Source organism: Methanobrevibacter sp. TMH8, assembly GCF_020148105.1.
Lineage (GTDB): Archaea > Methanobacteriota > Methanobacteria > Methanobacteriales > Methanobacteriaceae > Methanobinarius.
Map to the genome: position 1 here is coordinate 1 of NZ_JAHLZE010000022.1, position 14,438 is coordinate 14,438.

The 14,438-nt window shown below is 27.2% G+C and carries 11 protein-coding genes; 4 read left to right on the forward strand and 7 right to left on the reverse strand.

Features of this window, described 5'->3' with window-relative positions:
* The first annotated feature begins 510 nt into the window (after window positions 1-510).
* Window positions 511-2,772, forward strand: a complete 2,262-nt coding sequence (locus KQY27_RS09345; RefSeq protein ID WP_224425319.1) for an Ig-like domain repeat protein — start codon at window positions 511-513, stop codon at window positions 2,770-2,772.
* Window positions 2,773-2,897: 125 nt separating this feature from the next.
* On the opposite strand, the gene KQY27_RS04145 is transcribed toward KQY27_RS09345, so the two are convergent.
* Entirely contained in the window at window positions 2,898-3,296 is a 399-nt protein-coding gene (locus KQY27_RS04145) for an OB-fold nucleic acid binding domain-containing protein (RefSeq protein ID WP_224425320.1), read from the reverse strand.
* A gap of 466 nt (window positions 3,297-3,762) precedes the next feature.
* A complete protein-coding gene (locus tag KQY27_RS04150; RefSeq protein ID WP_224425321.1) occupies window positions 3,763-5,415 on the reverse strand; it encodes an ATP-dependent DNA ligase in 1,653 nt (550 codons plus the stop codon).
* 547 nt (window positions 5,416-5,962) lie between these two features.
* Between KQY27_RS04150 and KQY27_RS09245 the strand changes: the two genes are divergently transcribed.
* On the forward strand, window positions 5,963-6,094 hold the full coding sequence (locus tag KQY27_RS09245) for a hypothetical protein (RefSeq protein ID WP_255596619.1): 132 nt from the start codon (window positions 5,963-5,965) through the stop codon (window positions 6,092-6,094).
* A 437-nt stretch (window positions 6,095-6,531) separates the two neighbouring features.
* A complete protein-coding gene (gene mgtA, locus KQY27_RS04155) occupies window positions 6,532-9,225 on the forward strand; it encodes a magnesium-translocating P-type ATPase (RefSeq protein ID WP_224425322.1) in 2,694 nt (897 codons plus the stop codon).
* A 342-nt stretch (window positions 9,226-9,567) separates the two neighbouring features.
* Here mgtA and KQY27_RS04160 read toward each other — a convergent pair whose 3' ends face one another.
* The 3 genes from KQY27_RS04160 to thiC form a co-directional block, all read right to left on the reverse strand.
* On the reverse strand, window positions 9,568-10,065 hold the full coding sequence (locus tag KQY27_RS04160) for a ferredoxin-thioredoxin reductase catalytic domain-containing protein (protein WP_224425323.1): 498 nt from the start codon (window positions 10,063-10,065) through the stop codon (window positions 9,568-9,570).
* Between the two features lie 217 nt (window positions 10,066-10,282).
* Window positions 10,283-10,561: a glutaredoxin family protein gene (locus KQY27_RS04165; RefSeq protein WP_224425324.1), complete on the reverse strand. Its 279-nt coding sequence runs from the start codon at window positions 10,559-10,561 to the stop codon at window positions 10,283-10,285.
* Window positions 10,562-10,876: 315 nt separating this feature from the next.
* A complete protein-coding gene (thiC, locus tag KQY27_RS04170; RefSeq protein WP_224425325.1) occupies window positions 10,877-12,151 on the reverse strand; it encodes a phosphomethylpyrimidine synthase in 1,275 nt (424 codons plus the stop codon).
* 311 nt (window positions 12,152-12,462) lie between these two features.
* Here thiC and KQY27_RS04175 point away from each other — a divergent pair, with 311 nt between their 5' ends.
* Window positions 12,463-12,840, forward strand: a complete 378-nt coding sequence (locus KQY27_RS04175) for a CBS domain-containing protein (protein WP_224425326.1) — start codon at window positions 12,463-12,465, stop codon at window positions 12,838-12,840.
* A 132-nt stretch (window positions 12,841-12,972) separates the two neighbouring features.
* Here the strand turns inward: KQY27_RS04175 and KQY27_RS04180 are convergent, their stop codons facing one another.
* Together KQY27_RS04180 and KQY27_RS04185 are read right to left on the reverse strand one after the other, a co-directional pair.
* Window positions 12,973-13,815, reverse strand: a complete 843-nt coding sequence (locus KQY27_RS04180) for a methanogenesis marker 8 protein (RefSeq protein WP_224425327.1) — start codon at window positions 13,813-13,815, stop codon at window positions 12,973-12,975.
* A complete protein-coding gene (locus KQY27_RS04185) occupies window positions 13,816-14,352 on the reverse strand; it encodes a phosphatase PAP2 family protein (RefSeq protein ID WP_224425328.1) in 537 nt (178 codons plus the stop codon).
* Window positions 14,353-14,438: the final 86 nt, after the last annotated feature.

Below are 14,438 nucleotides of genomic sequence, written 5' to 3' on the forward strand. Positions count from 1 at the left end.
AATTTACTTCGTTTAACTTCAATTAAACGAAGTTAATTTTTTGGAGTGAATATATTTACTCTTCTTAATGTAAAGAGTTTTTTCAAAATTAATTGTGTATAAAGGGAATGTTTTATTAGATTTTTTTTAGTTATGATGTATCTTTTATATAATGATGAAAAAGTTATCAATAAAATTATTATATTATTTTTTTGAGTAGCTTTTTCATGATTATATAAGATTAGATAGAGCTATTATACAATGATATTTGGGTAAATGCTCTTTTTTAATGTAAAATTATAATAGGTATGATAACTTTTATGGAGAGCTATTATAATTTATGCATTAATTCTGGTTTTATTAATCAAAAAATTTGTAAATGTGATTATTAAAAAGGATAAATGAGATCTTATTAAGAATTTTTCATGATATTATCACCCCTTTTTAAATTCTTTTTTAGGGACTATTTTATTCTTTTTTATTCACATTTTAGAATTTAAAATATATATTTAATCCCATTAAAATGGGGAGGTGAATAAAATTTTAAAAAACAAAAAGATAATAATTCACATGTTAATTATAGCAAGTATTATTTTATCAGCTGTAATTAGTTTGCAAACTGGATTTGCAGCTACTACAAACATTAATAACACAACCAGTGGTGGAATAAGTGGTGCATTAAGTATTTCAAGCTCTGGTGACATAATAGAACTTGACGAAGGAATATACAAAGGTAATAACAATACTAATATAACGATTAACAAAAACATCACAATTCAAGGAAAAACCAAAGACAAAGTCATACTCGATGCACAAGGACTATCAAGAATATTCAGGGTAAATAGTAATCAAAATATTACTTTTATAAATATAACATTTATCAATGGTAGAAATTCATTGGGAGGAGCTATTTACGGAGGACCCTCAAGTAACGCTCTAATATTAACATTTGTTGATTGTGCATTCACAAACAATTCAGCAACTAACACAACTGCTATAGATGGTAATGGTGGTGTAATTTGTACTGATACAAATTCCACAATAATTCTGATTGGATGTGAATTTAATAATAATAGTGCTACAAAAGATGGTGGTGTAATTTACACCTACTATGGTAATGTGGATATATTTGATTCTAATTTCATTAATAACACTGCAAATAGGGGTGGTGCAATTTTTATATTAGGTGGTAATACTACTGTTATTGAATCAAATTTTTCATATAATACTGCAACTGATTCTGCTGGTGCACTTGCTGTTCTTTACAATAAAGCGATTATAATTGACTCTAATTTTACTAACAATACTGCAACAAGTCGTGGCGGTGCAGTCATCTTAAGTGGTAGTTCTAGGTCTATTATTAAAGATAGTAATTTCATTAATAACACTGCGGGATCTACTGGTGGTGTGTTATATATTGGCACTAGTCATCATGTTATTGTATCTAGCTCTAATTTTATTAACAATAATGCTGGTGCTGGTGGTGCGATATTTAATGATTGTGGTGATAATTTCACTGTAAATAATTCAAATTTCACAGAGAATAAAGCTACTATTGGTGGTGCAATTTATCAAAATTATGGTAATGATATGAATGTGTTTGATTCTATTTTCACTAATAATATTGCAAATAATTCCATAATTTTTATTTCTGAGGGTAGTAATGGAACTATTACTGGTAGTAATGTTTCAAATAATGCTGGTAATGGGATTATTATTAATGGAGGTAACTTTACTATAACTGATAATGTTATTAATGATAATGATGGTGATGGTATAATTAATAAGGGTAATGTTACTGTTGAGAATAATAATGTTTCTGGTAATTTTGGAGGAGATATTGTTAATGCTGGTGATATTAATGGTTTAGGAAGTGTTAATAATATTCAGTTAGATTTAGCTATTAATATTAGTGTTTTATATAATAAAGTTACTATAATGGTCAAAGCTACTGATAAATGGGGTAATGTTATTGTTGGAAGACTTATTAGTTTCTATGTTAATGGAAAATTAGTAGGATCTTCAATAACCAATAGTGAAGGTATTGCTGAGTTTGTCTATACTGCTTCAGCTTCAGGAACATACAATATTCTCTCCACAATGAATGAATCTGATGAATCTGATACTTTTATTACAAGAATCTATTCAGCAAATACCAGTACAATAGCTAAGGTAGTATTAGAAAAAGATACTGTTATAACAGTTTCTGCTCCAACTATTAATGAAGGTAAGAAAACTAACATAAAAGTAACCTTAAAAGACATAAATGGAAATATTCTCAAAGGCAAAAAAGTTTCATTGAAAATCAATGGAAAAACATACACTGCAACAACTAACAATAAAGGAATAGCTGTATTTAAGATAGTTGGTTTAAAAGGTGGAAAATATAATTTAATAGCTAAATTTGGAGGAGACAACAATTACAAATCTTCAACAACTAAAGTGGTGCAGAAAGTCAATGCTAAATCTAATTTAGGAATTGTATCAATTAAAGAATTATCTGTTAATAAAAGATTATCTACTTGTAAGGTCATAATAGCTAATAAAGGGAGTTTAAAATCTAAATCTACTGTTTTAGCTCTTTTCCATATGAGAAACGGAGTTAAAATCAAAACCAAATACATCAAAATCAAATCAATAGCTCCAGGAAAGAAAATATCAATAATCGTCAGCTACTTCCCAGACAGAGCAAATCACAGATACTGCATAGCCCACTTCCAAATCGATCCCAAAAACAAAAATAAAGAAATATTATTAGCTAACAACAAAAAATCAATTAGCCTAAAACACTAAAAAACAAAACAATTAAAGGATAAATTAACCCTTTATCCTTTTTTATTTATTTTTAATATTTTCAATATTTTTATTATTTTCATAATTATTCTTTTTATTTTTTATTATTTTTAATTCCAAAACTTTTAATTTTCTATTTTAATAGAATTTGAATTAGGAAGTATTATTTCCATTGTTGATTTGAATTCTGTAACAGTTCCAACTACTTTAACTTTATTATTCTCAAAACTTTTCAAATCAATTCCTGCTTCTTGAAACTCAGCTATTGTAGATTCAAATATCATTATAGTTATTCGACCTGTTCCATCATTTAGTGTCATGAAATAGCTTTTTCCAGTAGAAGATTTTTTTACACTTTCAATTACTCCATTAATAGTTACATCTTCGTCTATCATGCCTCTATCAATATCTTTTACTAATGCTTCTTTAGGTGATATATCTCCTGCAAATATAATCATTCCAACTAGTCCTATAAGTGTTGTTATTAAAGCTATTTTGAATATTTTTCCATCTGTAATTTCCATTTAAAGACCTTTTTTCTTAATCATTTTTTATTTTTATTTATTATTCTTATTTTTGTTCTTATTGTTCTTATTATCTAATGTTTTAGTTTTTATATATATTTTTATATATAAATTTTCCTTATTTTTCAATATAAAATTTATTTTAGTCTTTAAAATTGTTTTAAGATGATTATATTATGTTGATTATGTAAAATTATCATATAATTCAATAATTGATTATTTACTTAAATATTGATTTATAAAAAAATAGTGTAAAAATAATTTATAAAAGTTATAAAAAGCTGAATTTGATAATTATAATTGATTATAATTGATTATAATTGGTTATAATTGATAATATTTGATAATAATTTTTAAAATAAATTATAAAATAAATAAAGATATTTAATTTAGTAAATGAAGAAAAAGTAAATTAATAAAAAAATAAATATAATAAATATATTATAGTTTAAAGGAAAAAACAGTTTTAACCTTTAAACATAGATTTCAAACGATCAACAGTGTCTATATCTCTTAGACCTTTGTCTTCTCGGATTCTTTTTACCACTGGGAAACGGAGTGAATATCCAGCTTCGTATTCTGGGCTTTTCACGATTTCACTATAAGCTATCTCAAGGATTATTCGTGGTTCAACTTCTATTTTAGTTCCTTTTGATACAATCTTATATTTGTTCATCAGTTCTGTTAATTCAGCTAATGTTTCGTCATCTAATCCAGTAGCTACATGTGCTACTGTTTTTAATTGTTCATTATCATCTTGTAGTGCTACTTTATAAGATCCAATAAAGTTAGCTCTTTTACCAACACCATAAGTACCACCGACTACAACAACATCAAGTGTTTCAGGTTCTGCTTTAAACTTCAACATCTTTTTCCCTCGGATGCCTGGTATGTATGGTTCTTTTGGATTTTTTATCATTATTCCTTCATGACCTTCAGCTATTGATTCATTGAACAAATCTTCAGCATCTTGAATATTTTCTGGTCTAGCTTTAAGCATTGTAGAGAGATTAATTTGCTCACTACTTGTATCAACAATTTCTTCAAGAGCTTTTCTTCTCATGGCTAATGGTTCATCAATCATTGGTTTTTTAAAGTAAAGAAGATCAAAAAGATAGAGTTTAAGTGGAACATCTTCTATAGCTTTTTCAATATTATATTTCCTTCTTACTCTTTGTAGCATATATTGGAATGAAATTGGCTTATTGTCTTTTGTAGCTATTATTTCTCCCTCTGCAATGAAATCTTCATCTGGAAATGCGTTTCTAATATAATTTATCATTTCTGGAATAGCTTTACTGATGTTTTCAAGCCGTCTGGTAAATAAATTTATTTCATCTCCTTTTTTATGGATTTGAGTTCTTATTCCATCATATTTTGTTTCACAAATCGCTTCACCCATTTCTTCTATACTTACTTCTATTCCATCTGAAAGTTGAGCTAACATTGGTTTTACAGGTTTGCCTGGTGAAAGGTTAAGTTTTTTAAGACCTTCTTCACCTTCTTCTTTAGCTACTCGAGCTACTAATCCTAAATCATTTGTTAGCATATGGGCACGATCAGCTATAGATTTTTCTACATCAAAAGCTTGTGAAATAGCATCTCTAACTATTCCTTCACCAACACCAATTCTAAGCTCTTCAATAATCGTCCTAGCTATATATTTAGCTTCAGTACCTGTTGCTGATGATAAAAGTTCCAAGACAATGGCGATTTTACGAGAAGTGGATCTGTCTCCAGATATTTTAGCTAACTTTCTAAGATTTGTAAAGACAAAATCAATTTCAAGGGGTTTTGAAAAGAAAGTTGTTTGGGCTTTTTTGTTGTATAATTTTTCAGCAGCCCCTCCTATATCTCCTTGTTCCCTTACCTGATCTTCTACATTACTTACTGATACTCCTACAACATTAGCTATTGCTTTCATAAGTAATTTATCTGCAAGACCTTGTTCTTCTTCACTCCAAGGAGGGAATACTGTACCAAGTGACATTAAAACAACTTCAGGAAGTGTTTCTTCATCTACTTCTTTAAAAAATTCAGCTAAGATAGCTGTTTTTTCTAATCTTTTGGTTGTTGCAGCTATTGCTTCGTATACATCAACTAGTTTTTGATATTTCATTGTATCATTCTTATTAAAGGTTTAATTAAAGGTTTAATTAATAATTTTTTAATAGCTTAAACATTTATACTAATAAAATATTGTTTTATTCAATATTTATTTATTTCCAAAATATCTATTTATTTCTAATATATCTGAAATTTATTTAAAAATAATAGGAATATTAGAAATATCAGAAATATTAAGAATATTAAGAATTGGGAATATGGGAATTATTAAAAATTATTAAAAAATATTAAAAATAATAAAGATACTAAAATATCTAAAATATCTAAAATATCTAAAATATTTAAAATATTTAAAATATCAGATTTATATGTTTATTATATACTAGTGTTGTTATTCTTTAAAATAAAAAGAAAAAATTAGTGGTCTTTTAGGTTTAGAACGTTTATTCTAGATTGTTTGTTCGGGTAAGGTTTATATAGGGGCATATATAAATTAAATCTGTTCATGTATTAAATATTTATAATAAAACAATGTATTAACATTTTTTAGAATAATATATGAGCATTTTTTAAAATTAAAAATTTATTAAGGTGAAGAAATGGAAGAAAAAAGCGTCGTTGACATAGAAGATCCCAATCTATTGGGTAATTTAAAAAATGTCAAGTTTAATTCTTGTTTTTCAAGCTTAGTCTTCATTTCTTTGAATTACCCAATTGAAACAGTTAAATAAATTTACAATTGTCTATTTAATTTTTCTATTCTATTTTATATAAGACTAATTTAGTTTATTTTAGATTTTTAGATTAATTAATGTAATTTTTTATATAAAAATCAATAATAAAACCAATATAAAGTCAATATAAGGTCAATATAAAGTTAATATAAAATCAATATAAAAATCATATGGGAATAATATAGAAATAATAAAATGTTTGTATAATTTATCTTTTTTTAGATCTAAATTATATAAATCTAAATTATATAATATTATTTTATATTATTAATTTATACTATTAGTTTATACTATTAGTTTATATTATTAGTTTATATTATTAATTAATTTGTAATATTGATTTATATCTATAGTAAATAGCTAATTTACATTGTTTTTTTAACTGTTATTTTCTATGTCTGATTCTTTAGTTTTGAATTAAAAGAGGTCGGACAATGAAAAAAATAACAAAATCAAATAAAAAAATAAAAAATGAACAAAGTGAGGCCGCAGTAAGAAGACTTATGCGAGCATCTAAATCTAACACAGAAGATGTATTAAAGAAATATAAAACTACCTCTTCTGGCTATGATAAAGCAATGGTCGAAAAGATGAGAAAAAGATATGGTGAAAATACCATATCACACCAAGAAGGAGATTCATTAATAAAAAGAATTTTTAAATCTTTTATAAATCCTTTTACTTTAATACTTATATCTTTGGCAATTATATCCTTCTTTACAGATTTTTTGATAGTTAGTCCAGCAGATAGAGATCTTACTGCAGTTATAATTGTACTTACAATGGTTGTAATTAGTGGAACATTAAGGTTTGTACAAGAAACAAGGTCTAATAATTCTGCAAAAGAACTTGCATCTATGGTTAAAATTACAACTGCAATTGAAAGAAAAGGTTGTGGAAAAATAGAGCTTCCTCTTGAAGAAGTTGTAGTTGGAGATATTATTCATTTAGCTGCAGGAGATATGATTCCTGCTGATGTAAGAATTATCTCCTCAAAAGATTTATTTCTAAGTCAATCATCATTAACTGGTGAAAGTGAACCTATTGAAAAATTGGTTGAAGATGATAACTTAGGAAAAGAGGGAAAAACATTATTTGACACTCAAAATTTAGCTTTCATGGGTAGTACTGTAGAAAGTGGTACTGCCAAATGTATTGTCATTGCAGTTGGTAATGAAACTAATTTTGGATCAATGGCACAAACCGTCACTGTTAAAAAAGATAAAACAAGTTTTGATAAAGGACTTAACTCTGTTTCATGGTTACTTATTCGTTTCATGGCAGTTATGGTTCCAGTTATATTTTTTATAAATGGATTTACTAAAGGGGACTGGTTAGAAGCACTTCTATTCGGAATCTCAATTGCTGTAGGGTTGACTCCTGAAATGTTACCAATGATAGTTACAACTAACCTTGCAAAAGGTGCTGTTAAGATGGCAAAAAATAATGTCATTGTAAAGAGCTTGAATACAATACAAAACTTTGGTGCGATGGATGTATTATGTACTGACAAAACAGGTACATTAACTCAAGATAAAGTTGTTTTAGAGCTTTATTTGGATATTCATGGTAATGAAGATGATAGAATATTAAGACATGCCTTTTTAAATAGCTATTATCAAACAGGTCTTAAAAATCTAATGGATGCTGCAATATTAGACCATGTTGGTGAGGAAGAAATAAGTCCACTAACAACAAAATATACTAAAGTCGATGAAATACCATTTGATTTTAATCGTAGACGTATGAGTGTTGTTATTAAGGATAAAAGTGAAAAAACTCAGATGATAACAAAAGGAGCAGTTGAAGAAATGTTAGATATTTCTTCAGTTGTTGAATATAAAGATAAAATAGAACCATTAACTGATGAAATAAGAAATGAAATTTTAGACACTGTAACAGAACTAAATAATAAAGGAATGAGAGTTATTGCTGTAGCTCAAAAAAATCACCCCTCTGAAGTAGGTATTTTCTCAGTTGCTGATGAATCTGAAATGTGTTTAATGGGATATCTCGCATTTTTAGATCCTCCTAAAGAAAGTGCAAAAGAAGCATTAGAAACTTTAAAAGATAATGGGGTAGATGTTAAGATTTTAAGTGGTGATAATGAAGCAGTGACTAGATCTATTTGTAATCAAGTAGGAATCGAACATGAAAATGTTATAAGTGGTGTTGACCTTGAAAAAATGAGTGATGAGGAAGTATCATTTGTAGCTACTAACAATAATATCTTTGCTAAGCTTTCACCAAATCAAAAAACAATGTTAGTGTCACATTTACGTGAACAAGATCATGTAGTTGGATTTTTAGGAGATGGAATAAATGATGCCGGAGCAATTAATGAATCTGATGTAGGAATTTCTGTTGATACTGCGGTTGATATATCTAAAGAATCAGCAGACATTATATTACTTCAAAAAGATCTAATGGTATTAGAACAAGGTGTTATTGAAGGTAGAAGGACTTTTGGAAATATAATAAAGTATATTAAGATGACTGCAAGTTCAAACTTTGGTAATATGTTTTCAGTATTGGTAGCTAGTATATTCTTACCATTCTTACCTATGCTTCCTTTACAAATATTAATGCTAAATCTAATATATGATATTTCTTGTGTTTCATTGCCTTGGGATAGAGTAGATGAAGAATATCTCAAAAAACCAAGAAAATGGGATGCATCATCAATAGGGAAATTCATGATATACATTGGACCAACAAGCTCAGTCTTTGATCTCACTACTTATGCATTGATGTTTTTCATCATTTGTCCAGCTGTTCTCGGTGGAAGCTATGGAACATTAGGTGTTAGTTCTGTTGCATTTATGGCATTATTTAATGCAGGATGGTTTGTAGAATCATTATGGTCTCAAACCCTTGTTATACATGCATTAAGAACTCCAAAACTACCATTTATAGAAAGTAGAGCATCATCAAAGGTAATATTAATCACATGTTTAGGTATTGCCGTAGGAACAATTTTACCATTTACAGGTGTTGGAGCAGTTTTAGGCATGCTTCCACTTCCATGGTTCTATTTCCCTTGGTTAATAGCTACAATGGTTGGATATATGGCTTTAGCTACTGTGATGAAAAAAGTATTTATTAAGAAGTTTGGAGAACTTCATTAAAATATTTATTTTTTATTTCTATTCTATTATTTCTTTTATTTTTTATTTTTATTCTATTATTTTTTATTTTCTTAATTTTTTTTTTTTTTTTTTTTAAATTGATTATTTATAATTTTAATTTCAAAATAAATTAAAATAATATAAAATAAGTCAAAATACATTAAAATAAATCTAAAATACATTTAAAAATAATAATTAGTAATTTTAGTATAAAAATTAATAAAAGATAGAAAAAAATTAATGAAATTTAATAAATTTAATAAATTTAATAAAAATTAGAAAAAATAATAAAATAAAATAGTAAAATATAATAAAAAAAGATAAATATTGTGATACTTGGTATTATAGTATTCTTTCAAATCTATCTCCACTTACTTTACAAATTGGACATTTATCTGGTGGTTTTGGTCTACTACATAAGTATCCACAGGCTTTACATCTCCATACTGGAAATTCTAAATCAATTACCTTACCATTAGAACCAGCACTCTCTGCCTGTTTTTCTGCTTGTTTAGCTTTAGATTCTAATTCTTTTAATCTTCGATCTGGTATGGAACCTAACTTTTGTTTTCCATCAAGAACATCTTGAGTAACATATAATGCACAGAAACATGCTCCATAATCATTTAAATCAGCATCTCTGTAATCACATGGACAGATCAAATCTAAATCTTCTTCTTTGGTTCCTGATGCAAGTCTACAAGGGCATGCTCCATATCCATATCTTTCAGTATTAACATCAATGTTTTCAAGTAGGTTTTCAACAAATTCCACATCTGGGTTGACATTATAACCTGCACTTTCAGCTTCTTTTTTAAATTTTTCGTAAGCTTCGCCCATGAAATCCCTCTTTAATGGATTAGTATTGATTTATTAATCCTTATTATTTTAAGTATTTTCTATTATTTATCTAATTAGATTGTATTCTCTTATTAAGATTTTATTATCCTAACTTTAGGATTATATAGCTTTATAAGATTGTATTCTCTTATTAAGATTGTATTATCCTAATTAGGATTATAGTTTTATAAGATTATATTTTCTTATTAAGATTGTATTATCCTAATTTAGACTTAATTTCTGCTTCTTCAAATCCAACAATTGCGTCTGAATCATTTATAACTATAGTTGGAAATGAAACATCTGGATTGAATTTTTTAACTGCTTCAACAACTTCTTCTCTTTCAGCACCTGATGTTAAATCAACATAAATGTAATCATACTCTACTTTAAGATCTTCGAGTAACATTCTTGTTTTTTTACACCAACCACAAGTACTAAGGGCAAATAAAACTACATTTCCCCTATTTTCACCATCAATATGTTCTAAATTCATAGTTTATTACCTTCTTTAAGTTATTTTTTCATTTAGTCTTTTTTCGACTTTGTTTTTAAATATTCAAATTAATATATTATAAAATTATTTGTTTTTCATACTATATTAAATTTTTTAATTTAAAATAATAATATTATAACAATTTTAAATAATTTTAAATAATATTTTAAACAATTTAAACAAAATTAAATAATATTAAACAATATTTTAAATAATTTTAAATAATGTTATAATCATTGTAATAATATTATAAAAGTATAAAATTAAAATAGTGTAGATAATTTTTATAAATAGGTAAAATAATCTTGATTTTATTTAAAAATCATCTTTAGCTATTCTTATAGCACAATATTCTCCACACATTGAGCACATATCTTCTTCTTCAACTGGATAGCTTTCTCTGTATTTTTTACATTTTTCACCATTGAATGCTAATTCAAATTGTTTTTCCCAGTCAAAATTCTTTCTTGCATTAGCCATTTCTTTTTCTTTTTCCATTGCAGAAGGCAATCCTTTAGCAACATCAGCAGCTTGTGCAGCTATTTTAGAGGCAATTACTCCTTCTCTAACATCATCAAGGTTTGGAATTGAAAGGTGTTCAGCTGGTGTAACATAACATAAGAAGTTAGCTCCTGATTGTGCAGCTATTGCTCCTCCAATTGCAGAGGTGATATGGTCATAACCTGGAGCTAAATCAGTTACAATTGGTCCAAGTACATAAAATGGAGCTCCATAACATAATGTCTTTTGTATTTCCATATTTGTAGCTATTTGATTCATAGGAACATGTCCAGGACCTTCTACCATTGATTGAACCGATTTATCTTGAGCCCTTTTTACAAGAGTTCCAAGATTTACTAATTCTTGTATTTGAGCAATATCAGTAGCATCTTGAAGGCATCCTGGTCGTAAACCGTCTCCTAAACTAAGTGTTATGTCGTATTCATAAGCTATTTCTAGAATATAATCGTAATTTTCAAAAAGAGGATTTTCTTTCTCGTTATGAAGGATCCATGAAGCTAAAAATGTTCCTCCTCTACTGACAATCCCCATTGTTCGTTTAGCTCTTTGTAATTTTTCAACAAGGTCTTTATTTATACCACAATGCAATGTCATGAAGTCTATACCTTCTTTAGCTTGATTTTCAATTGCTTTGAAGATATCTTCCTCTTCCATTTCAATAATTGATTTACCTTTACTCTGAGTAGCTACTCCTGCCTCATAAATTGGAACAGTTCCTATAGGAACATCTACTGCAGAAATTATCTCTTTTCTAAATTTGTTGAGATTTGGACCAGTACTTAAATCCATTACTGCATCAGCACCATATTCAACAGCTACTTTAGCTTTTTGAATTTCAAGAGGCAAATCTTCCATTTTTGATGAAGAACCAAGGTTAGCATTGATTTTTGTTTTCAAACCCTCTCCAATTCCACAAGGCTTTGTATCTCTATTTATATTTTTTGGTATCACAACTTTACCGTTAGCAATTAATCCAATAAGTTTTTCAGGAGATATATTTTCATTTTTAGCTACAATTTTAGCTTCTTCCGTTATATTGCCTTTTTTGGCTTCTTTCATTCGAGTCAATTTCATACCTCTAAGGTTATATTAAATATTTGATTGTTAATATTAAATAAAGATTTCATAAGATAGATTATTCTATCTACTTCATTATTTTTATTATTTATATTCTTTATTTTTTGCTCTCTTTACTATATTTCTTATTTGTTTTTATTATTTTTATTCTTTTTTCTTTATTATTTTCTTCAGTATTTTCATCACTATTTTCTTCATTATTATAAATTATTACAAAGAAAATAAATTATGGGATGATTAAAAATGTTTAATATTATAATATTATAATAATTTTAATATATTAGAAGTAATATAGTATAATTATGATTGAAAAATTATGTGCTAAGGACATAATGTTGAAAGACATTATAGTTTCATCTCCAACTGACTTAGTAGCTGCAGCTAAATTAAAAATGGTGAGGGCAAATATTGGTGCAGTTCCAATAGTTAATGGTAAACATCTTGTAGGACTTATAACTCATAGGGATGTTTTACTTGCTGGTAGTGAAGCTATGGGTCTAAAAGTTGAGGATTTAATGAGTAAAAATCTATCTACTGTTGGTGAAACAACCAGTATAAAAGAAATAAGTGAAATAATGTCTGAAACAGGATATCAAAGGATTCCTGTTGTAGATGGAGATATTTTGCTTGGTTTGATTACTCAAAGTTGTATAATTAGAGCTGTAGCCGATAATTTATAATTAATATTCTTTAAAAATTGTTATTTTTAGTTTTTAAGCTATATTTTTCTTTTGAATATTAATCAATAAAAATAAAAAATATTTTTTAAGCTATTACTTCTTATGAAAATTAATTAATAAAAATAAAAAATATTATACTAATGGATTTGGTGTTTTTGGATCTTTTTTAGGCTTCATTCCACCTATTTTTTCCACACGAAGTTCAAGGAATTCTTTTCCTTTTTCACTAGCTCCATAAATAGGGATTGATTCTCCTACTTTTTTAGTAGCTACTTTTTCTCCGATATTTCTGATAGGTTCTGATGCACAAGCAGTTACAACATCACAGCAATCAAATAGTTCTTGAGCTCCTTTTGTGTCAATACCCGTATTATGGACACTGAAAATGTAGATATTGATATTTTCTCCTTTATACTTATATTCTTTTTCTAATTCTCGGATTTTTTCTCCATCTTCAGGATTAGCTATTGTCACAGCTATATTTTTATATCCTTTAGATATAGCTAATTTGATTCCTTCAATTTGATCGATTTTAGCAGTTTTTTCATCAAGAACATTGTCTTTTCCTACTTTTTCTACAATTTCTGGTATTAATGTTGTTTTAGATAAACCAGAAACTCGACCTCCGATTCCTTGTGCCATTTCACTATCTGTTACAATTACTGTTCCACAACCTTCACAAACCATAATTACACAATCAATGATATTTTCATTTAAGAGGGTAGATATGGTTTCTGAAACTCCAAATGATAAAAAATCTTTCATTTTAACAACACGTTCTGGAGAACACATTCCAAAATCATTGATTCGGAATTCCATATTATTTTTTATAGCTTCTTTATCTAATTTTTCTATTCCTCTATGTTTGTGAAAAAGAGGACAATATTCAATCTTAGGTTCTTCTATATCTATAACTTTTCCATCTTTTATAGTTACTTTAGCTTTTCCCATTGCTTCTATAATATGTTCACCCATTTAAACACCTTTTTCAAAAATACCTTCGTCATGATTTTTAAACTTCTTATCACGTTTTATTAAATAATAATTCACAATTTTAGTAGCTACTAATCCACCAAAAATTCCTATTATAGCACCAGCAATTACATCAAATGGATAATGAACTCCTATATAAACTCGTGAAAATCCAATAAGGATTCCGAGAGGAATTAATAACCAAATTAATTTAATATATTTATTCCCAATTTTTAACTTCCAACTAAGGCCAAAAGCTATAGCTATTGCGAAAATATTTCCAGTATGTCCTGATGGAAATGAATATGGATCATTTTCATTTACAAGTAGATTTACTAAGTCTAATATAGCAAAAGGTCTAGGTTCATTTACTAAAACTTTAAGTATTCCTATTATGCTGGCTGTAATTATAATAGCTATGATTCCAGTAATAGCTAAGTATTTCACGGGCCTATTTTTTGCAATTATTCCATAAATAAATAAAGCAATACAAACAATTGCTAAAAATAAAACACTTCCAATATTAGTTATTTCTGGCATTAAAAAATTGAAAAAATTGTTATGTAAACTATTGTTTATGAAATAAAATATCGCTATGTTTATCTCTATTAATTGGTCATAAATCA